The organism is Rhizobium anhuiense, assembly GCF_003985145.1.
Taxonomy (GTDB): Bacteria; Pseudomonadota; Alphaproteobacteria; order Rhizobiales; family Rhizobiaceae; genus Rhizobium; species Rhizobium anhuiense.
Genome location: NZ_ML133521.1, coordinates 914,872 through 933,974, shown reverse-complemented (window position 1 = coordinate 933,974; position 19,103 = coordinate 914,872). Strand labels below are relative to the sequence as shown.

The 19,103-nt window shown below is 62.5% G+C and carries 18 protein-coding genes; 9 read left to right on the top strand and 9 right to left on the bottom strand.

What is annotated here, in order from left to right:
* Positions 1 to 19: 19 nt before the first annotated feature.
* Positions 20 to 2,116 (bottom strand): bifunctional rhamnulose-1-phosphate aldolase/short-chain dehydrogenase, encoded by a 2,097-nt coding sequence (locus tag EEQ99_RS04545; protein ID WP_097661271.1) that lies wholly within the window; start codon positions 2,114 to 2,116, stop codon positions 20 to 22.
* 199 nt (positions 2,117 to 2,315) lie between these two features.
* Here EEQ99_RS04545 and EEQ99_RS04540 point away from each other — a divergent pair, with 199 nt between their 5' ends.
* The 8 genes from EEQ99_RS04540 to EEQ99_RS04505 all read left to right on the top strand — a co-directional run bounded on the left by EEQ99_RS04540 (position 2,316) and on the right by EEQ99_RS04505 (position 10,326).
* Positions 2,316 to 3,128, top strand: coding sequence for a DeoR/GlpR family DNA-binding transcription regulator (locus tag EEQ99_RS04540; protein WP_028755721.1), 813 nt, complete (start codon positions 2,316 to 2,318; stop codon positions 3,126 to 3,128).
* Positions 3,129 to 3,176: 48 nt separating this feature from the next.
* Entirely contained in the window at positions 3,177 to 4,172 is a 996-nt protein-coding gene (rhaS, locus tag EEQ99_RS04535) for a rhamnose ABC transporter substrate-binding protein (RefSeq protein ID WP_028755720.1), read from the top strand.
* A 72-nt stretch (positions 4,173 to 4,244) separates the two neighbouring features.
* Positions 4,245 to 5,780, top strand: coding sequence for a sugar ABC transporter ATP-binding protein (locus EEQ99_RS04530; protein WP_028755719.1), 1,536 nt, complete (start codon positions 4,245 to 4,247; stop codon positions 5,778 to 5,780).
* Between the two features lie 9 nt (positions 5,781 to 5,789).
* Positions 5,790 to 6,791 carry an ABC transporter permease gene (locus EEQ99_RS04525; protein WP_028755718.1) on the top strand — a complete coding sequence of 334 codons (1,002 nt, stop codon included), beginning with the start codon at positions 5,790 to 5,792 and terminating at the stop codon, positions 6,789 to 6,791.
* Positions 6,788 to 7,795, top strand: coding sequence for an ABC transporter permease (locus tag EEQ99_RS04520; RefSeq protein WP_028755717.1), 1,008 nt, complete (start codon positions 6,788 to 6,790; stop codon positions 7,793 to 7,795). The genes EEQ99_RS04525 and EEQ99_RS04520 overlap by 4 nt, the downstream gene beginning before the upstream one ends.
* Positions 7,792 to 8,112, top strand: a complete 321-nt coding sequence (gene rhaM / locus EEQ99_RS04515) for an L-rhamnose mutarotase (RefSeq protein WP_028755716.1) — start codon at positions 7,792 to 7,794, stop codon at positions 8,110 to 8,112. The genes EEQ99_RS04520 and rhaM overlap by 4 nt, the downstream gene beginning before the upstream one ends.
* Complete coding sequence (locus EEQ99_RS04510; protein WP_127430056.1) at positions 8,109 to 9,488, top strand: FGGY-family carbohydrate kinase; 1,380 nt, start codon at positions 8,109 to 8,111, stop codon at positions 9,486 to 9,488. Before rhaM ends, EEQ99_RS04510 begins: the two co-directional genes overlap by 4 nt.
* Positions 9,489 to 9,567: 79 nt before the next feature.
* Positions 9,568 to 10,326, top strand: a complete 759-nt coding sequence (locus EEQ99_RS04505; RefSeq protein WP_028755714.1) for a fumarylacetoacetate hydrolase family protein — start codon at positions 9,568 to 9,570, stop codon at positions 10,324 to 10,326.
* Positions 10,327 to 10,339: 13 nt separating this feature from the next.
* Here EEQ99_RS04505 and mmsB read toward each other — a convergent pair whose 3' ends face one another.
* The 7 genes from mmsB to EEQ99_RS04470 all read right to left on the bottom strand — a co-directional run bounded on the left by mmsB (position 10,340) and on the right by EEQ99_RS04470 (position 17,541).
* Positions 10,340 to 11,221 (bottom strand): 3-hydroxyisobutyrate dehydrogenase, encoded by an 882-nt coding sequence (gene mmsB / locus EEQ99_RS04500; RefSeq protein ID WP_028755713.1) that lies wholly within the window; start codon positions 11,219 to 11,221, stop codon positions 10,340 to 10,342.
* Between the two features lie 9 nt (positions 11,222 to 11,230).
* Positions 11,231 to 12,826, bottom strand: coding sequence for a GMC family oxidoreductase (locus tag EEQ99_RS04495; protein WP_028755712.1), 1,596 nt, complete (start codon positions 12,824 to 12,826; stop codon positions 11,231 to 11,233).
* Between the two features lie 137 nt (positions 12,827 to 12,963).
* Entirely contained in the window at positions 12,964 to 13,953 is a 990-nt protein-coding gene (locus tag EEQ99_RS04490) for a branched-chain amino acid ABC transporter permease (RefSeq protein WP_028755711.1), read from the bottom strand.
* Between the two features lies 1 nt (position 13,954).
* The gene (locus EEQ99_RS04485; protein ID WP_028755710.1) at positions 13,955 to 14,842 is read right to left on the bottom strand and encodes a branched-chain amino acid ABC transporter permease; all 888 of its coding nucleotides are present in this window, start codon (positions 14,840 to 14,842) and stop codon (positions 13,955 to 13,957) included.
* 4 nt (positions 14,843 to 14,846) lie between these two features.
* Entirely contained in the window at positions 14,847 to 15,548 is a 702-nt protein-coding gene (locus EEQ99_RS04480) for an ABC transporter ATP-binding protein (protein ID WP_028755709.1), read from the bottom strand.
* Complete coding sequence (locus EEQ99_RS04475) at positions 15,548 to 16,330, bottom strand: ABC transporter ATP-binding protein (protein WP_028755708.1); 783 nt, start codon at positions 16,328 to 16,330, stop codon at positions 15,548 to 15,550. Before EEQ99_RS04475 ends, EEQ99_RS04480 begins: the two co-directional genes overlap by 1 nt.
* Before the next feature lie 5 nt (positions 16,331 to 16,335).
* Positions 16,336 to 17,541: an ABC transporter substrate-binding protein gene (locus EEQ99_RS04470; protein WP_028755707.1), complete on the bottom strand. Its 1,206-nt coding sequence runs from the start codon at positions 17,539 to 17,541 to the stop codon at positions 16,336 to 16,338.
* Positions 17,542 to 17,715: 174 nt separating this feature from the next.
* Between EEQ99_RS04470 and EEQ99_RS04465 the strand changes: the two genes are divergently transcribed.
* Positions 17,716 to 18,666, top strand: coding sequence for a LysR family transcriptional regulator (locus tag EEQ99_RS04465; protein WP_047614914.1), 951 nt, complete (start codon positions 17,716 to 17,718; stop codon positions 18,664 to 18,666).
* Here the strand turns inward: EEQ99_RS04465 and EEQ99_RS04460 are convergent, their stop codons facing one another.
* On the bottom strand, positions 18,667 to 19,005 hold the full coding sequence (locus EEQ99_RS04460; RefSeq protein ID WP_028755705.1) for a cupin domain-containing protein: 339 nt from the start codon (positions 19,003 to 19,005) through the stop codon (positions 18,667 to 18,669).
* Positions 19,006 to 19,103: the final 98 nt, after the last annotated feature.

Here is a 19,103-nt window from a genome sequence, read left to right as displayed (position 1 = left end):
CATCCGCCGTCAATCAAAATCAGCGCGTAAAGCTCTGCACGTTGCCGGCATCGACGTTGATGATGTTGCCGGTCGATTTTGCCGAGAGGTCCGAAGCGAGGAAATAGATCGCCTCGGCGATATCTTCCGGAAACACGTTGAGTTTCAGCATCGAACGCTTGCGGTAATGTTCCTCGAGATCGTCCACCTCGATCTTCGACGAGGCGGCGCGCTGCTCGCGCCATTCGCCGCTCCAGATCTTCGAGCCGCGCAGGACGGCATCCGGGTTGACCGTGTTGACGCGGATGCCGGCATCGGCACCTTCCAGCGCCAGGCAGCGGGCGAGATGGATTTCGGCAGCCTTGGCGGTGCAATAGGCAGACGCGTTCGGCGAGGCGGCAAGACCGTTTTTCGAGGCGACGAAGATGACGTTGCCGCCGAGCGCCTGACGGCGGAACAGGCGGAACGCTTCACGCGAGACGAGGAAATAACCGGTCGCCAGAATATCGATATTGCGGTTCCAGGTCGACAGCTCGGTTGTTTCGATCGGCGCGGAGGAGGCAATGCCGGCATTCGAGACGAGAATATCGACGCCGCCGAATTCGACGCAGGCTTCCACGAAGGCGGCGATCACCGCATGTTCCTGGGTGACGTCGAGCCGGACGCTGCGGACGGCGTCGGCGCCATATTTCTTGACGAAATCAGCTTCGGTGCCCTCGAGCGCCGCCTGGTCGATATCGGCAAGCACCACGCAGGCGCCCTCGCCGACGAGGCGCGCCGCCGTCGCCCGGCCGATGCCGCCGGCGCCGCCGGTGACGAAGGCGACGCGGCCGGCGAGGCTCTTCGGCTTCGGCATGCGCTGGAGCTTGGCCTCTTCAAGCAGCCAGTATTCGATATCAAAGGCTTCCTGCTCCGGCAGGCCCTGATATTCCGAGACCGTCGACGCCCCGCGCATGACATTGATGGCGTTGACGTAGAATTCGCTGGCGATGCGGGCCGTCGCCTTGTCGCGAGCAAAGGACAGCATGCCGACGCCGGGGACGAGGAAGATGACCGGATTGGCGTCGCGCATGGCCGGCGAATTGTCATGCTTGCAGTCGTTGTAATAGCGGGCGTAATCGGCGCGGTAGTCCTCCAGCGCCTGGTCGAGACCGGCGACGATCGCGTCGACATCCGGCTTGGCCGGATCGAAATCGACGATCAGCGGGCGAATCTTGGTGCGCAGGAAATGATCCGGGCAGCTGGTGCCGAGCGCGCCGAGCGGGCGCAAATCCTTGGAATTGACGAATTCGAGCACGGCGTCCTGATCGTCGAAATGGCCGAGCTTGCGCTCCTGCTTGCCGATGCGGCCGCGGATTTCCGGCATCAGCCGGGCAGCGATGGCGCGGCGCTCGGCAACGGCCAGGCTCTGCGTGACGGCGCCGCCGAAAATCGTCTTTCCCTCGGTCTTTCCGGCAAACCAGACGATCGCCTTGTTGATGATATCGAGCGTCAGCTCATAGCAGGCCTTGGCGTCGTCAGCCCAGGTGAAGAGGCCATGGCTTTCGAGCACGACGCCCTTGGCATTCGGATTGGCGGCGACGAAAGCGCCGAGGTCGAGGCCGAGCTGGAAGCCCGGGCGACGCCAGGGCAGCCAGCCGATCTCGTCGCCGAAGATCTGCTGCGTCAGCTCCCTGGAATTCTTCGATGCGGCGATCGCGATGATCGCATCGGGATGCATGTGGTCGACATGGGTGAAAGGCACGAAACCGTGCAGCGGCGTATCGATCGAGGCGGCGCGGGCGTTCAGGTTGAAGGTGCAGTGCGGCAGGAAGCCGACCATGCGGTCCTCATCCTCGACGCCCTTGTAGATGCCCTTCACCGATTCCAGCTTGTCCTGGTAGAGTGTCGCGAAACCGTCGAGCTTGATCGTGCCGACATCGCCGCCCGAACCCTTGACCCAGAGCACCTTGACTTTGCCGCCGGTCAACGGATCGGTTTCCATTACCTTCGCCGAGGTGTTGCCGCCGCCGTAATTGGTGATGCGCTTGTCGGCGCCGAGCAGGTTGGAGCGATAAAGCAGCTTGCCGGGCTCGTCGAGACCTGCCGCGTAACCATCATCCCACCGGTTTTCCAGAAGCCGGACGTTCGCCGCCATGTCATCCTCCCATATGAAATCGTCATCGGGGCGCGAGGGTTCGCGCCCCTTTTCGTTGACGGTATCGCTCATCAAAACGCAGCTTGTCAATCGAAAACGATCAAATTCGATTATTGTGCAGCGCAATATGAAAATTTATGATCGTTTTTGATTGACACATTGTCATATGTGGGAAATAAACGATTGAAGGAGGAGCCCCATGCACGAACGCGAACGCCATCGCATTATTCTGAGCGCCGTTCAGGAAAAGTCCGTCGTGACGGTTCAGGATATTTCCGAACTGACCGAGGCTTCCGAGGCGACGATCCGGCGCGACATCGCGGCTCTTCATGTCCAGGGCAAGATCCGGCGTGTGCGCGGCGGCGCCGAGGCGGTGCATCCACCGCAGCTCGGCAATCTTGCCGGGCGCCCTTTCCGTGTTTCGGAATCGGTCAACATCGACAAGAAACGCGCAATCGCCCGCCAGGCGGTCGAGCTTTGCGATCCGGGTGACGCGATCATCATCAATGGCGGCACGACCACCTTCCAGATGGTGCATTTCATGGCGGCGCACCGCCTGCAGGTGATGACCAACTCCTTCGCGATCGCCGAACATCTGGTCAAGCATTCGAAGAACACGGTGACAGTGCCGGGCGGCGCGATCTATCGCGAACAGAGCCTGATCCTCTCCCCCTTCGACAATGACGCGATCCGCAATTTCTACGCCCGCCGTTTCTTCATCGGCGCGCAGGGTATCGGCCCGCTCGGCATCATGGAAGCCGACGCGCTGATCATCCAGAGCGAACAGAAGCTGATGCATCAGGCCGACGAATTGGTCGTCATGGCCGATTCCAGCAAGTTCCATCGCCGCTCGAGCCTCATTCTTTGCCCGCTCGAGCGTGTGTCGACTGTGATCACCGATGACGGCATTCCGGAGGAAGCCGCCAGGATGATCGAAAATGCCGGCATCAGGCTCATTGTCGCGAGCCCGGTCGCACAGGCAATCAAGGAGGATTCCTCGTCGGTCGCATGAGGCGCCGGCCAGGTGTGAAGAGTGTCAATCAAGTGGGAGGATGAAAGCATGAAACTCGCAAAGAAACTCGCAATCGGCGTGGCATTTGCCGTCGCCATGATGGCGGGAACGGCCAGCGCCGCCGACATCAAGATCGGCCTCGTCGTCAAGTCGCTCGGCAACGGCTTCTTCGATGCCGCCAACAAGGGCGCGCAGGAAGCCGCCAAGGAACTCGGCGGTGTCGAGGTCATCTATACCGGTCCGACGTCGACGACGGCCGAAGGCCAGATCGAAGTCATCAATTCGCTGATCGCCCAGGGCGTCAACGCCATCGCCGTTTCGGCCAATGATCCTGACGCGCTCGTTCCGGCGCTGAAGAAGGCGGCGCAACGCGGCATCAAGGTGATCTCCTGGGATTCGGGCGTCGCGCCTGAAGGCCGTATCCTGCAGCTCAACCCGTCGTCCAACGAGCTGATCGGCAAGATGTGCCTGACGCTCGCCAAGGACCATCTCGACGGCGGCAAGGGCGACTTCGCCATCCTGTCGGCAACGACCACCTCGACCAACCAGAACATCTGGATCGACCAGATGAAGAAGCAGCTCAAGGATTTCCCGGGCCTCAACCTCGTCACGACAGTTTATGGCGACGACCTCTCGGACAAGTCCTATCGTGAAGCCGAAGGCCTGTTGAAGTCGAACCCGAACGTCAAGGTCATCGTCGCTCCGACGACGGTCGGCGTTCTCGCTGCTTCGAAGGTCGTCGAAGACAAGGGCCTTGTCGGCAAGGTCTACGTCACCGGCCTCGGTCTGCCTTCCGAAATGGCCGGCGCGATCAAGTCGGGCGCCACGAAGGAATTCGCCATCTGGAACCCGATCGACCTCGGCTACTCCGCAACGCAGATCGCCTATCGCCTCGTCAAGGGCGAAACCGACGGCAAGCCGGGCAGCGAGATCGAAGTCGGCCGCATGGGCAAGATCAAGGTCGGCGACAACGGCGAAGCCGCCATGGCCGATCCCTTCGTCTACAATGCTTCGAACATCGACCAGTTCTCCAAGGTCTTCTGATCCGGAGCGACGCATAAAAGCCCGGCGGCTCGACGGCCGCCGGGATTCTCATTCGACACTGGTAGAAGCTTGATGAACGCCGCCTTTCAACAAACCGCCACGGACAGCAAAACCGGTGATGCGCCAGCCATTCTGGAAATGCGCGGCATCTCCCAGATCTTCCCGGGCGTGAAGGCGCTCGACAATGTCAGCATCGCGCTGCATCCCGGCACGGTGACGGCGCTGATCGGCGAAAACGGTGCCGGCAAATCGACGCTCGTCAAGATCCTGACCGGAATCTACCGGCCGAATGAAGGCGAGATCCTCGTCGACGGCCGGCCGGTAACCTTCGCCAGCGCCCAGGCCGCGATCGATGCCGGCGTCACCGCCATCCATCAGGAAACCGTGCTGTTCGACGAGCTGACGGTTGCCGAAAACATCTTCCTCGGCCATGCGCCGCGCACACGTTGGCGCACCATCGATTGGCAGACGATGAACAGCCGCGCCAAGGCGCTGCTGACCGCGCTCGAAAGCAATATCGATCCGACGATCCGGCTGAAGGACCTCTCGATCGCGCAGCGCCATCTGGTGGCGATTGCGCGCGCACTCTCGATCGAGGCCCGCATCGTCATCATGGACGAACCGACGGCAGCCCTCTCCCGCAAGGAGATCGACGATCTCTTCCGCATCGTCCGGGGCCTGAAGGAACAGGGCAAGGCGATCCTGTTCATCAGCCACAAGTTCGACGAGGTTTACGAGATCGCCGACGACTTCGTCGTCTTCCGCGACGGCCGCGCCGTCGGCCAGGGCCGGCTCAAGGAGACGCCGCAGGACGAGATCGTCCGCATGATGGTCGGCCGCGACGTCGAAAACGCCTTTCCGAAGATCGATGTCGCCATTGGCGGCCCGGTTCTCGAGATCAGTCATTACAGCCATCGCACCGAGTTCCGCGACATCTCCTTCACCCTGCGCCAGGGCGAGATTCTCGGCATATACGGCCTGATCGGCGCCGGCCGCTCGGAACTGTCGCAATCGCTCTTCGGCATCACCAGGCCGCTCTCCGGCAAGATGATGCTCGAAGGCCGCGAGATCACCATCCATTCGCCGCAGGATGCGATCCGCGCCGGCATCGTTTACGTGCCGGAGGAACGCGGCCGCCATGGACTGGCGCTGCCGATGCCGATCTTCCAGAACATGACACTGCCGTCACTGGCCCGCACCTCGCGCCGGGGTTTCCTCAGGGCGGCCGAAGAATTCGCGCTCGCCCGCAAATATGCCGAGCGGCTGGATTTGCGCGCCGCGGCCCTTTCCGTGCCGGTCGGCACGCTGTCGGGCGGCAACCAGCAGAAGGTCGTCATCGGCAAATGGCTGGCGACCGCGCCGAAGGTCATCATCCTCGACGAACCCACCAAGGGCATCGATATCGGCTCGAAGGCGGCCGTGCACGGCTTCATCAGCGAACTCGCCGCCGAGGGCCTGTCGATCATCATGGTCTCATCCGAACTGCCCGAAATCATCGGCATGTCGGACCGCGTGCTGGTGATGAAGGAAGGCCTGTCTGCCGGAATTTTCGAACGCGCCGAACTGTCACCGGAAGCGCTGGTGCGCGCCGCCACCGGCAATGCATGAGGTAGACACATGGCAAGACTGATCAGAAAACGCGAAACCCTGCTCTTCGCCATCATCGTCGTGATGATCGCGATCTTTTCGACGCGCGCTGCCGATTTCGCAACGCCGGAGAATCTCGCCGGCATTTTCAACGATACCTCCATCCTGATCATCCTGGCGCTGGCGCAGATGACGGTCATCCTGACAAAATCGATCGACCTGTCGGTTGCCGCCAACCTCGCCTTCACCGGCATGGCGATCGCGATGATGAATGCCGCCTATCCCGACCTGCCGCTCGTCCTGCTCATCCTTGCCGCGATCGTCATTGGCGCCTGCCTCGGCGCCATCAACGGCTTTCTTGTCTGGGCGCTCGAAATTCCGCCGATCGTCGTCACGCTTGGCACGCTCACCATCTATCGCGGCATGGCCTTCGTGCTGTCGGGTGGGGCTTGGGTCAACGCCCATCAGATGACGCCGGTCTTCCTGTCGGTGCCGCGCACGCCGATCCTCGGCCTGCCCGTCCTCGGCTGGGTGGGGATCGTTATCGTGCTCCTGATGTATGTCCTGCTCCGATATACCCAGTTTGGCCGCTCGGCCTATGCGACCGGCGGCAATCCGACCGCGGCCGTCTATGCCGGCATCGATACGGGCTGGACGAAATTCCTCGCCTTCGTCCTGTCGGGCGCGCTCGCCGGCCTGGCGAGCTATCTCTGGGTATCGCGTTACGCCGTCGCCTATGTCGATATCGCCAACGGCTTCGAACTCGACAGCGTCGCGGCCTGCGTCATCGGCGGCATCTCGATTGCCGGCGGTGTCGGGTCGGTCGCCGGCACCGTGCTCGGCGCACTTTTCCTCGGCGTCATCAAGAATGCGCTGCCGGTGATCGGCATTTCACCCTTCACGCAGATGGCGATCTCCGGAACCGTCATCATTCTCGCCGTCGCCTTCAATGCTCGGCGCGAGCGCAACCGCGGCCGCATCATCCTGCGCGACCGCGCGGCAGCCGAGGTCAGAACGGAGGCAGCAGCATGAGCACCGTGTCCACACATGAAAAGCGGGTCATTCCCGACCGCCTCGGCACACCCTTCCGCCGCATCCTTGCAAGCTGGGAAGTGCTGCTCTTTGCGGTCGCCGTCCTGATCTTCATCTTCAATTCCTTGGCCTCGCCCTATTTCCTCGATGCCTGGAACCTTTCGGACGCCACCTTCAACTTTACCGAAAAGGCGATGATCGCCTTCGCCATGGCACTGCTGGTCATCGCTGGCGAAATCGACCTCTCGGTCGCCGCGATCATCGCGCTCGCCTCGACGGCGATGGGCGCGGCGGCGCAAGTCGGGATCGGCACGCCGGGCCTGGTCGCGATTGGCATCGGCACCGGTCTTGCCTGCGGCACCTTCAACGGCGTGCTGGTCTCGGTGCTGAAACTGCCGTCGATCGTCGTCACCATCGGCACGATGAGCCTGTTCCGCGGCATTTCCTATATCGTGCTCGGCGACCAGGCCTATGGCAAATACCCGGCCGATTTTGCCTATTTCGGCCAGGGTTATGTCGTCTGGGTGTTCTCCTTCGAATTCGTGCTCTTCATCGTGCTGGCGATCCTCTTCGCCATCCTCTTGCATGCGACGAATTTCGGCCGGCAGGTCTATGCGATCGGCAATAACGACTTCGCCGCCCGCTTCTCCGGCATCCCGGTCGAGCGCGTCAAATTCATCCTCTTCCTGCTGACCGGCGTCATGAGCGGCGTCGCCGCCGTCTGCCTGACCTCGCGCCTCGGCTCGACCCGGCCGTCGATCGCCCAGGGCTGGGAACTCGAAGTCGTCACCATGGTCGTGCTCGGCGGTATCTCGATCCTCGGTGGCTCCGGCACGATCGGTGGCGTCGTCATCGCCGCCTTCGTCATGGGCCTCGTCACCTTCGGCCTCGGCCTCTTGAACGTGCCCGGCATCGTCATGTCGATCTTCATCGGCCTGCTTCTGATCATCACCATCGCCATCCCGATCATCGCCCGCCGCGTCAAGCTCATGAGTTCCCGATGACAGCAGAAAAACACGCCTTCAAGATGCAGCTCCATCCCGGCATGGAAGCCGAATACCGCAGGCGGCATGACGAGATCTGGCCGGAACTGGTCGATCTCCTGCACAAGTCCGGCGCCAGCGACTATTCCATCCATCTCGACCGCGAGACCAACACGCTGTTCGGCGTGCTGACGCGGCCGGCCGACCATACGATGGCGAGCCTGCCGGACCACCCTGTGATGAAGAAATGGTGGGCCCATATGGCCGATATCATGGCGACGAATCCGGATAATTCGCCCGTGCAAAGCGACCTCGTCACCCTCTTCCATATGCCATGAACGCCCCCTCCTATCACCGCATCGCCGTCCTCGACATCGGCAAGACCAATGCCAAGGTCGTCGTGCTCGACAGCGAGACCGGCGCCGAAATCGCCGTGCTGAAGCGGCCGAACATCGCGATCAAAACCGGTCTCTATCCGCACTACGATATAGAGGCGCTCTGGTCCTTCGCCCTCGATGCGCTGAAGAGCCTTGCGCGTGAGCCGGGCTTCGACGCCATTTCGATCACCACCCATGGTGCTTCCGCAGCACTCCTTGCCCGGGACGGCGCGCTTGCCATGCCTGTTATCGACTACGAGCACGAATATCCGCAGGAGATCCGCGATGCCTATACGGCGTTGCGTCCCTCCTTCGACGAAACCTTCTCGCCGCGCCTTGCGATGGGCCTCAATGTCGGCGCGCAGCTGCACTACCAGAAGACCGCCTTTCCCGAGGAATTCGCTAAAGCTGCGACCATCCTCACCTATGCGCAATATTGGACGGCGCGGTTGACGGGTGTTGCCGCCAATGAGCTGACCTCGCTCGGCTGCCATACCGATCTGTGGAACCCGAGAGTCGGCAGCTATTCCTCACTCGTCGACAGGCTCGGGATCCGCGACCTGATGGCGCCGATCCGCTCCGCCTTCGATGCGCTCGGCCCGGTCCTGCCCGAGATCGCCGCAGAACTCGGCCTTGCCGCACCCGTGCCGGTCTATTGCGGCATTCACGATTCAAATGCCTCGCTGCTGCCGCATCTGGTCCATCGGGAGGCGCCCTTCGCCGTCGTCTCCACCGGCACATGGGTGATCAATTTCGGCGTCGGCGGCGATCTCGACCATCTCGACCCCAACCGCGATGCGCTCGCCAATGTCGATGCCTATGGCCGGGCCGTCCCCTCGTCGCGTTTCATGGGCGGCCGGGAATTCGAGATCCTTTCTGCCGAAATCGGCCCAGTCGACGAAAAGGCCGTCCAGGCCGCAATCGGCCCGGTCATCGACAAGGGCATGATGCTCTTGCCGAATATCGCCGCCGGTTCCGGGCCTTTTCCGGGAAAGGCAAGCCGCTGGATCGGCGCCGAAGAGGCAAGCCGCGAGCAGCGCTATGCAACTGCCTGCCTCTATCTCGCTTTGATGACCGATGCCTGCCTCGGTCTGATCGGCGCCAAAGGCCCGGTTATCGTCGAAGGGCCTTTTGCCCTGAATGGCACCTATCTCAAGCTGCTCGCCGCCCTAACCGGTCGTGAAGTCATGGCCCTTCCGGGCTCGACCGGCACCAGCCAGGGGGCGGCCCTTCTGACCGGCATCCGGCCGGCGTCGGGTGCCGAAACGCATATTCCGCCGACCGATATCCCGGGTCTGGCCGCCTATCGCACCCACTGGTACGCGGCGACGAAATAGGAGCTTTTCCAAGAACGGACCTTGTTCATCCCTGTCTTGTGGTTAGTGTGCACCTCGAAAATCAGGTCGAGGAGATAGCATGACAGAGACATTCGATCCGCGCGCCCTTGCAGCCAGGCTTCACGGCCTGCACCAGGCCGGTCACCAGGAGGCAACGAGCACTTTCGCGCTGCCAGCCGATCTGCATCAGGCGATGGAGGTGCAGAATTTGCTGGCCGCCGCAGACGGCGTTTCCAGCAATGCCTGGAAGGTGACGGTCTCGCCGCAGGGCCAAGCGGTCGCTGCTCCGCTGCATCCCTATGCCGAAGCCGTTTCGGGCGCTGATATTCCCTGGTATCCGGGCCTGAAATTCGAGACCGAGATCGCGGTGCGCCTCGGCAGCGACCTGCCGATCCGCGCGGGCACAGCCTACAGCCGCACCGAAGTGGTCGGGGCGATCTCCGCTGTCCATCTCGGCGCCGAGCTGCTGGTCAGCGCCGTCAGCGAGAGCGGCAGCGTTTCGTTTCTGCTGTTCGTCGCCGACCGCCTCGGCAATAGCGGCTATGTGCTCGGTCCGACGCTCGAAAAAAGCGTCGTCGACACCGTCGGCGGAACGCCGCTCAAGGTCACCCATGCCGGCCGCACGATCTATGATGGCCCGGCGCAGCATCCGAAGGGCGACGTTCTCACCTGGCTGATCGATTACGCCAATGACGGTTTGCGCCCCGAGACATCGCTGAAGGCAGGCGCGCTCATCACGACGGGCACGTTGAGCGGCGCGATCGAACTGACCGAACCCGGCGACATCGACATCCTGCTCGGTGACGCCAGGCTCAGCTTCTCGGTGTCGAAGGATTGATTGACCGCGGTGCCTAAGCCTTCTCGCGAAACATCTCAATGATCGCGGAAAAATCCTTTCCGCCATTGCCCAGCTTCTCGAAGAGCGCAAAAAGCTGTGCTGCTTCCGCGCCGAGTGGCGTGGAAGCGCCGCTCGTCAGCGCCGCTTCCTGGGAGAGTCTCAGATCCTTCAGCATCAAAGCCGCGGCAAAGCCCGGCTTATAGCCGTTGTTCGCGGGCGAGGTCGGCACCGGCCCCGGAACCGGGCAATAGGTATTGAGCGACCAGCATTGGCCCGACGAGGTCGAGGCGACGTCGAACAGTGCCTGATGCGAAAGCCCGAGCTTCTCGGCAAGCACGAAACCCTCGCAGACGCCGATCATCGAAATGCCGAGGATCATGTTGTTGCAGATCTTCGCCGCCTGGCCGGCGCCGGCCTCACCGCAATGGACGATCTTCTTTCCCATCGCCTCCAGGATCGGCTTTGCCTTGGTGAAGGCCTCTTCCGCGCCGCCGGCCATGAAGGTCAGCGTGCCGGCGGTCGCCCCGCCGGTACCGCCGGAGACGGGGGCGTCGAGCGACAGGCAGCTGGCGGCCTTGGCCATCTCATGCGCCTTGCGGCTGCTTTCGACATCGATTGTGGAGCAATCGATGACCAGCGTGCCTTGCGCAGCCGACTGCAGGATATCGGCCCAGGCCGTCAGCACATGTTTGCCCTGTGGCAGCATGGTGATGACGATGTCGGCGTCCTTGACCGCCTGGCTGGCATGGCTAGCCGGCTTGACCCCGCTCTCCTCGGCCGCCTTCAGCACCGACGCCGCGAGATCGAAGCCGAGGACCTCGTGACCTGATTTGACCAGATTGGCCGCCATCGGCCCGCCCATGTTGCCAAGCCCGATGAATGCGATCCTTGCCATGGTCTTCTCCTATCGATTGTCTTCGAGGATCATCGCTGCCGCCTTTTCGGCGATCATGATCGTCGGCGAATTGGTGTTGCCCGAGGTGATCGACGGCATCACCGAGGCGTCGGCGATCCTGAGCTTTCCGAGCGCCCGGAATTTCAGCCTGGGATCGACGACGCTGTCCCTGTCGGCGCCCATCCGGCAGGTGCCGACGGGATGGAAGATCGTCGTCCCGATATCGCCCGCCGCCCGCTCCAGATCGGCCTCCGTCTGATAGCTCGGCCCCGGCTTGAATTCTTCCGGCCTGAAACGGGCAAAGGAAGGCTGCGCGACGATCTTGCGCGTCAACCGTATAGAACGGACAGCTATGTCACGATCGCGCTGCGTCGAGAGGTATTTCGGACTGATCGTCGGCTGGGCGGCAAAATCCGGGCTCGACAGATGCACCGAACCCCGGCTTTCCGGCCGGAGATTACAGACGCTCGCGGTGATCGCCGGGAAAGGATGGACGGGATCGCCGAACTTATCCAGCGAGACCGGCTGCACGTGATATTGCAGATCCGGCGTTTCCCGGTCCGGGCCGGAGCGGGTGAAGATGCCGAGCTGGCTCGGCGCCATCGCCATCGGCCCGGAGCGGCGCACGAGATATTCAAGCCCGATCGCCGCCTTGCCGATCAGCTTCGTCGCCTTCTCGTTCAGCGTCGGAACACCCGTCACCCTATAGGCGAGACGCAGCTGCAGATGATCCTGCAGGTTCTCGCCGACACCCTTCACTTCCGCGACGACATCGACGCCGGCTTGGCTGAGAACCTCGCCCCTGCCGATACCGGACAGTTCCAGGATATGCGGCGAGCCGATCGAACCGGCTGAAAGGACGGTTTCTTTGGCGGCATAGGCGCGCTTCGCCTCACCGCGATGCTGGAATTCGACGCCGGCAACGGCGCCTTCCTCCACCAGCAGCCGCCGGACCTGCGCCTTGGTGAGCACCGTCAGGTTGGAGCGCTTCATCGCCGGGCGCAGGAAGGCCTTCGAGGTGTTCCAACGAATGCCGGAACGCTGATTGACGTCGAAATAGCCGGACCCTTCGTTGCTGCCGCGGTTGAAATCCGCGATCTCCGGGATGCCCGCTTCCCTGGCCGCCTGTTGGAAGGCATCGAGCACGGCCCAGCGCACACGCGCCTTCTCGATGCGCCATTCGCCGCCGGCGCCATGCATCTCGTCTTCGCCGCGATAAAAATCCTCGGACTTGCGGAAGAAGGGCAGCACATCGTCCCAGCCCCAGCCGCTGCAGCCCATCTGCCGCCAGAGGTCGTAGTCGCGCGCCTGACCGCGCATGTAGATCATGCCGTTGATCGACGAACAGCCGCCGAGCACCTTGCCACGCGGATAGTTCAGCGCCCGGCCATTCAGACCGGCTTCCGGCGCAGTGGTGAAGCACCAGTCGGTGCGCGGATTGTTGATGCAATAGAGATAACCGACCGGAATATGGATCCAGTGGTAGTTGTCGCTGCCGCCGGCTTCGAGCAGCAGCACCCGGCTCCTGTTATCGGCGGACAGCCGGTTTGCGAGCACGCAGCCGGCGCTGCCTGCCCCGATGATGATGTAGTCGTAACGATCCATGTGCCCTGCACGAAACTCCAGATGCTTGCCGCTTCCCCCTCCCCGCAGCGCGGGGAGAGGAAGAGTCGCAGCGCCGCCGCCCGTCTCCTTTCCCGGGAAAGAGGGATTCTTTCCTGGAAAAAGAGAGGTCCGCCCGTTCAGCGGCGATAGACGAAGCCCAGTTTCCGCCCCAGCCGCGAGGCGTAGAATTCACCGATGATGCCGCGGCGGAAGATCAACACGCAGACCATGAAGACGATGCCGGTGATGATCGTCACCGGGAATTCCGAGGTGGCCAGGTAGTTTTCCAGCGCCACCACCAACCCGGCGCCGAAGAGCGGGCCGATCAGCGTGCCGATGCCGCCGAGCAGCGTCATCAGGATCACCTCGCCCGACATCTGCCAGGCAACGTCGGTCAGCGTTGCGAACTGGAAGACAATCGATTTGACAGCACCCGCGAGCCCCGCAAGCGCTGCCGACATGACGAAGGCGCCGAGCTTGTAGCGCGCCACGGAATAACCGAGCGAGATCGCCCGCTGCTCGTTTTCACGGATCGATTTCAAGATCATGCCGAAGGGTGAGTTGATGAAACGCCAGATGATCAAGACGCCAATGATGAAAACAGCCAGCACGAAATAATACATGTTGGTCGAGCTGTTCAGATCGATGAAACCGAAGAGATGGCCCCGCGGCACGGACTGGATGCCGTCCTCGCCCTCGGTGAACTCCGCCTGCAGGCAGAAGAAGAAGAACATCTGCGACAGCGCCAGCGTGATCATCGCAAAATAGATGCCCTGGCGGCGGATGGCGAAGAAGCCCATGACCAGGCCGAGAAACGCCGCACCCACCACCCCGATCAGAATGCCGAGTTCCGGCGGCAGGCCCCATGTCTTCACCGTGTAGGCGGTGAAATAGGCCGCTCCCCCGAAGAAGGTGGCATGGCCGAAGGAAAGCAGGCCGGTATAGCCGAGCAGCAGGTTGAAGGCGCAGGCAAAGAGGGCGAAGCAGAGCAGCTTCATCAGGAAGATCGGATAGAAGAAGAACGGCGCCAAGAGCAGGAGCAGCAGCCCCGCCAGCAGGAAACCCGCCTGCACCGACAGAGCGGTTCGGTTTTTTTCCGTTCGGATGGTTTCGGTGATGTCAGCCATGTCAAGCATCCCGTCCGAAGAGGCCCGCGGGCCTGATGAGAAGCACGATCGCCATGATGACGAAGATCACGATGTTGGAAGCCTCGGGATAGAAGACCTTGGTCAGACCCTCGGCGATGCCGAGCACATAGCCGGTGATGATCGCGCCCATGATCGATCCCATGCCGCCGACGACGACCACGGCGAAGACGACGATGATCATGTTCGATCCCATCAGCGGCGAGACCTGGTAGATCGGCGCCGCCAGCACGCCGGCAAAGGCGGCAAGACCGGCGCCGAGCGCGTAGGTGAGCGTCAAGAGCACCGGCACGTTGACGCCGAACACCTGCACCAGCACGGCGTTTTCCGTGGCGGCCCTGAGATAGGCGCCGAGCTTGGTCTTCTCGATCAGCAGCCAGGTGCCGAGGCAGACGACGAGCGAGACGACGACCACCCAGCCGCGATAGATCGGCAGGAACATGAAGCCGAGATTGGCCCCGCCGGCAAGCGCTGCCGGCGTCGCATAGGGCTGGCCGGAAGAGCCGTAGAGATAGCGGAAGGTGCCCTCGACCGCGAGCGCCAGCCCGAAGGTGAAGAGCAGGCCGTAGAGCGGATCGAGATCATAGAGCCGGCGCAGGAACAGCCGCTCGATGATGGCACCGGCAAGGCCGACGATGACGGGCGCCACGATCAATGACGGCCAGTAGCCGATGCCGGCATAGGTCAGCAAGAGGTAGGCGACGAAGGCGCCGAGCATATATTGCGCACCATGGGCGAAGTTGATCACCCGTAGCAGGCCGAAGATGATGGCGAGGCCGAGGCTGAGCAGCGCATAGAACGAACCGTTGATCAGGCCGATCAGCAGCTGGCCGAACAGCGCCTGCAGGGGAATGCCGAAGATCATCATCATCTGGTCACACTCCCAGAACCTTGTGCAGCGTGTCCATGCGCTGCGGCAGTTCACCGACCGGGAATTCCGACACCATCTGCCCATGATCCATCAGATAGAAGCGATCGGCAATACGGCTGGCGAAACGGAAATTCTGCTCGACGAGCAGGATCGTCATGCCGCGCTCCTTCAACGTCTTCAGCACCTCACCGATGCGCTGGACGATGACGGGGGCAAGCCCTTCCGTCGGCTCATCGAGAATGAGCAGCTTGACGCCGGTACGCAGGATGCGGGCGATCGCCAGCATCTGCTGCTCGCCGCCGGAAAGCTTGGTGCCCGGGCTGCCGCGGCGCTCGTAGAGATTGGGGAAGAGTTCGTAGATTTCGTCGAGCGTCATGCCGCCCTCTGCCACGACAGGCGGCAGCAGCAGGTTTTCCGAAACGGTGAGCGTCGAGAAGATGCCGCGCTCCTCCGGCACGAAACCGATGCCTCGATGCGCCGTCTTGTGCAGCGGCACCTGCATCATATCGCTGCCCGCAAAACTGATCTTGCCCTTGCGGGCGCGGACGATGCCGGTGATGGTGCGCAGCGTCGTCGTCTTGCCGACGCCGTTGCGGCCGAGAATGGTGATCGTCTCGCCTTCGGCCACCCGCATGTCGACGCCGTGCAGGACGTGACTTTCGCCGTACCAGGCATTGAGCCCCTGGACTTCGAGGAGAGCGGCCATCAATGCTCCTCCGTGCCCATATAAGCCACGCGGACGCGCTCGTCCTGGCTGACGGTGGCATAGTCGCCCTCGGCGAGGATTTCGCCGCGCTGCAGCACGGTGACGTGCTGGCAGATATTGGCGACGACGGAGAGATTGTGCTCGACCATCAGCACCGCGCGCTCGCGGGCAACCTCGCGGATGATGGATGAAACGACGCCGACATCCTCCAGCCCCATGCCGGCCATCGGCTCGTCGAGCAACAGCACTTTGGGATCGAGCGCCAGCGTGGTGGCGATCTCCAGCACGCGCTTGCGGCCATAGGAAAGATCGGCGGCGATATGATCGCGCTCCTTGGAGAGCCCGACGCTGGCGAGCAGTTGCTCGGCGCACTCGTTCAGCCGGTCGAGCGCCGACAGAGGCCGCCAGAACTGCGTGGAGAGATTGTTCGGCCGCTGCAGCGCCACCCGCACATTGTCGAGAACGGTGAGGTGTGGAAAGACCGCCGAGATCTGGAAGGAGCGCACCAGTCCCATCCGCGCCACCTTGTCGGGCGGCGTCCCGGTGATGTCGGTGCCCATCAGCGTGATCGTGCCCGATGTCGGCTGCAGGAACTTGGTCAGCAGGTTGAAGACCGTGGTCTTGCCGGCGCCGTTCGGGCCGATGAGTGCATGCACGCTGGCGTCATGCACGTCGAGATCGACATTCTTGACGGCCGTGAAGCCGCCGAAATCGCGGCGCAGGCCGCGGGCGGAGAGTACCACCCGCGGCTTTACCTGAGTTTCTATTGCGGAAACCGCCATCGTGCTTACTTCACCAGATCGCAGCCGCTCTTGGCGGGATCGATATAGGCTTCCTTGCCGGGAATGGTGGCGAGCACGTTGAAATAATCCCACGGCTCCTTGCTTTCGGACGGCTTCTTGACCTGCAGCAGGTACATGTCGTGGATCATGCGGCCGTTGGCGCCGACCGTGCCGCCACGGCCGAAGACGTCATCGACCGGCATTTCATGCAGTTGCTTGGCGACGGCTTCCGTTTCGTCGGTGCCAGCCTTCTGCACCGCCTTCAGATATTGCGTCACCGCCGAATAGGTGCCGGCATGGATCATGTTCGGCATCTTGCCGGTGCGGGCGAAGAACTTCTTGGCGAAGGCGCGGCTCTCGTCGTCGCGGTTCCAGTAATAACCTTCCGTCAGCGTCAGCCCCTGCGCCGCCTCGAGCCCGAGGCCGTGCACTTCGGCGAGCGTGAACAGCAACGCCGCCAGATGCTGGCCACCCTGGGTGATGCCGAATTCGGCCGCCTGCTTGATGGCATTCGAGGTGTCGAGGCCGGCATTGGCAAGGCCGATCACCTTGGCGCCGGATGATTGCGCCTGCAGCAGGAAGGACGAGAAGTCCTGGCTCGACAGCGGATGCCGGACGGCGCCGACGACCTTGCCGCCGCTCGCCTTGACGTAATCGCTGGTCTGCTGCTCGAGCGAATAGCCGAAAGCATAGTCGGCGGTCAGGAAGAACCAGCTGTCGCCGCCCTGCTTGACGAGTGCGCCGCCGGTGCCGACGGCGAGCGCATGGGTGTCGTAGGCCCAATGGAAGCCGTAAGGCGAGCAGGCCTTGCCGGTGAGATCGGTCGTCGCCGCACCGGTGACGATATCGATCTTCTTCTTCTCCTTGCCGATCGCCTGCACGGCGAGCGCCACCGACGAAGTCGTCAGTTCCATGATCGCATCCACCTGCTCGGTGTCGTACCACTGGCGGGCGATGTTGGAGGCGATATCCGGCTTGTTCTGGTGGTCGGCATCGACGATCTCAACCGGCACATCGAGCACCTTGCCGCCGAAATCCTCGACCGCCATCTTGGCGGCTTCGACGGAGGACTTGCCGCCGAAATCGGCATAGACACCCGACTGGTCGTTCAGGATGCCGATCTTGACCTTGCCGTCGGTCGCGCTCTGCGCGAGCACTGCGGTGCTGCTCGCAAGCAGAAATGCAACTGATGCAATAAGATTCTTACGCATTTTCTCTCCTCCCAGAGATTGGCCAGATTGCGGATCTGTTCAAATTTGGCCAGCCGCACTCCTCAGAACGACGGACCCTCACCTTACGATCACGGAAATTCCGCCCTGAGGCAACGGGTGGTTTACAACTAATTCCAAACAGTATCTGTTCATTTTTGAACAGAGGGGATCGCGATGAACAATCCACCGCAGTTTACTTGGGACGATCTGCAGTTTTTTCTAGCCGTCGCCCGCACCGGACAGCTGTCGACGGCGGCGCGCCAGCTGCGCTCCAGCCATGCCACCGTCTCGCGCCGCATCGACCGGCTGGAGTTCACCCTCAAGGTCAAGCTGTTCGAGCGCAATCCGCGCGGCTATGTGCTGACCGCCATGGGCACGCGCTTCGTCGAGACGGCCGAAAGGATGGAGCAGGAGACCGAACGGCTGCGCGCCGACCTTGCCGACGGCTCGATGGCGCAGCGCGGCCTGGTGCGCCTCAGCGCGCCAGAAGGTTTTGCCAATTTCTTCTTCGCGACCGTGCTGCCGCAGTTTGCCGCCCAGCATCCGCATCTGTCGCTGGAACTGGTGACGATCCAGCAGATCATGTCGCTGTCGCGCAAGGAGGCCGATCTTTCCGTCGTGCTCGACGAGCCGAAGGGTGGGCCTTATTTCGCCGAGAAACTGACCGACTACCATCTGCAGATCTACGGCTCGCGCGACTATCTGGCGAAGGCGCCTGCGATCACCTGCCGCGAAGACCTGCTTGAGCATCCCTTCGTCAGCTATATCGAGGAAATGATCTTCGCGCCGGGCCTGGACTATCTCGGCGACGTGCATCCGCGCATCAAGCCGCAATTCCAGAGCTCCAGCATCTTCGCGCAGCTCACCGCCACGAGAAACGGTCTCGGCCTCTGCATCCTGCCCTATTTCTTCGCCAGCCGTTATCCCGAACTGGTGCGCGTGCTGCCCGAGGAAATCGACCTCAAGCGCCATTACTGGATTACCTGCCACCGCGACCTGAAACAGGCGCCGCGCGTGCGCGCCGTCATCGATTTCCTGCGCGAGGCGGTGCGCGGCGAGGATACGCGCTTCGTGCCGCCCTATGTCACCGCCGCCGGCCCGGCGCGCCGGGCAAGGGAAAGCTGATTATTTCAGGAATTCAGCCCGGTGCGGGGTGAACGTATCGATCAGCCGGCCCTTTTCCAGGGCCTTGACGCCGTGGACGAGATTGGGAGGCACGATGAAGCTGCCACCCTGCTGCAGGACTTCGGTCCGGCCATCGATCGTCACCTCGAAACTGCCTTCGGCGACATAGCTTGCCTGGATATGCGGATGCGAATGGGCAGCCCCGACGGCGCCGCTTTCGAAGGCCACTTCCACCATCATCATCTCGGGCAGATAGGTCATAATGCGCCTCACGACGCCGGGCTCCGGGTTGACCCATTCGGCGCCTTCGGCCGATACGAACAGATCGCTTGACGACATTTCCGCCTCCTCGTTGCAGAATCGATCGCGGGCAAAGTGGAGCATGCCGAGACTTTTGAAAAGATGGCGCGGCCCGTCTTTTCGAGACTGCCGCCTTC

Coding starts and splice junctions, on each gene's coding strand:
- rhaM (WP_028755716.1), top strand. CDS start 7,792: ATGACAGCAGAAAAACACGCCTTCAAGATGCAGCTCCATCCCGGCATG.
- EEQ99_RS04520 (WP_028755717.1), top strand. CDS start 6,788: ATGAGCACCGTGTCCACACATGAAAAGCGGGTCATTCCCGACCGCCTC.
- EEQ99_RS04470 (WP_028755707.1), bottom strand. CDS start 17,541: ATGCGTAAGAATCTTATTGCATCAGTTGCATTTCTGCTTGCGAGCAGC.
- EEQ99_RS04490 (WP_028755711.1), bottom strand. CDS start 13,953: ATGGCTGACATCACCGAAACCATCCGAACGGAAAAAAACCGAACCGCT.
- EEQ99_RS04530 (WP_028755719.1), top strand. CDS start 4,245: ATGAACGCCGCCTTTCAACAAACCGCCACGGACAGCAAAACCGGTGAT.
- EEQ99_RS04460 (WP_028755705.1), bottom strand. CDS start 19,005: ATGTCGTCAAGCGATCTGTTCGTATCGGCCGAAGGCGCCGAATGGGTC.
- mmsB (WP_028755713.1), bottom strand. CDS start 11,221: ATGGCAAGGATCGCATTCATCGGGCTTGGCAACATGGGCGGGCCGATG.
- EEQ99_RS04485 (WP_028755710.1), bottom strand. CDS start 14,842: ATGATGATGATCTTCGGCATTCCCCTGCAGGCGCTGTTCGGCCAGCTG.
- EEQ99_RS04480 (WP_028755709.1), bottom strand. CDS start 15,548: ATGGCCGCTCTCCTCGAAGTCCAGGGGCTCAATGCCTGGTACGGCGAA.
- EEQ99_RS04465 (WP_047614914.1), top strand. CDS start 17,716: ATGAACAATCCACCGCAGTTTACTTGGGACGATCTGCAGTTTTTTCTA.
- EEQ99_RS04510 (WP_127430056.1), top strand. CDS start 8,109: ATGAACGCCCCCTCCTATCACCGCATCGCCGTCCTCGACATCGGCAAG.
- EEQ99_RS04475 (WP_028755708.1), bottom strand. CDS start 16,330: ATGGCGGTTTCCGCAATAGAAACTCAGGTAAAGCCGCGGGTGGTACTC.
- EEQ99_RS04540 (WP_028755721.1), top strand. CDS start 2,316: ATGCACGAACGCGAACGCCATCGCATTATTCTGAGCGCCGTTCAGGAA.
- EEQ99_RS04495 (WP_028755712.1), bottom strand. CDS start 12,826: ATGGATCGTTACGACTACATCATCATCGGGGCAGGCAGCGCCGGCTGC.
- EEQ99_RS04525 (WP_028755718.1), top strand. CDS start 5,790: ATGGCAAGACTGATCAGAAAACGCGAAACCCTGCTCTTCGCCATCATC.
- EEQ99_RS04545 (WP_097661271.1), bottom strand. CDS start 2,116: ATGGCGGCGAACGTCCGGCTTCTGGAAAACCGGTGGGATGATGGTTAC.
- rhaS (WP_028755720.1), top strand. CDS start 3,177: ATGAAACTCGCAAAGAAACTCGCAATCGGCGTGGCATTTGCCGTCGCC.
- EEQ99_RS04505 (WP_028755714.1), top strand. CDS start 9,568: ATGACAGAGACATTCGATCCGCGCGCCCTTGCAGCCAGGCTTCACGGC.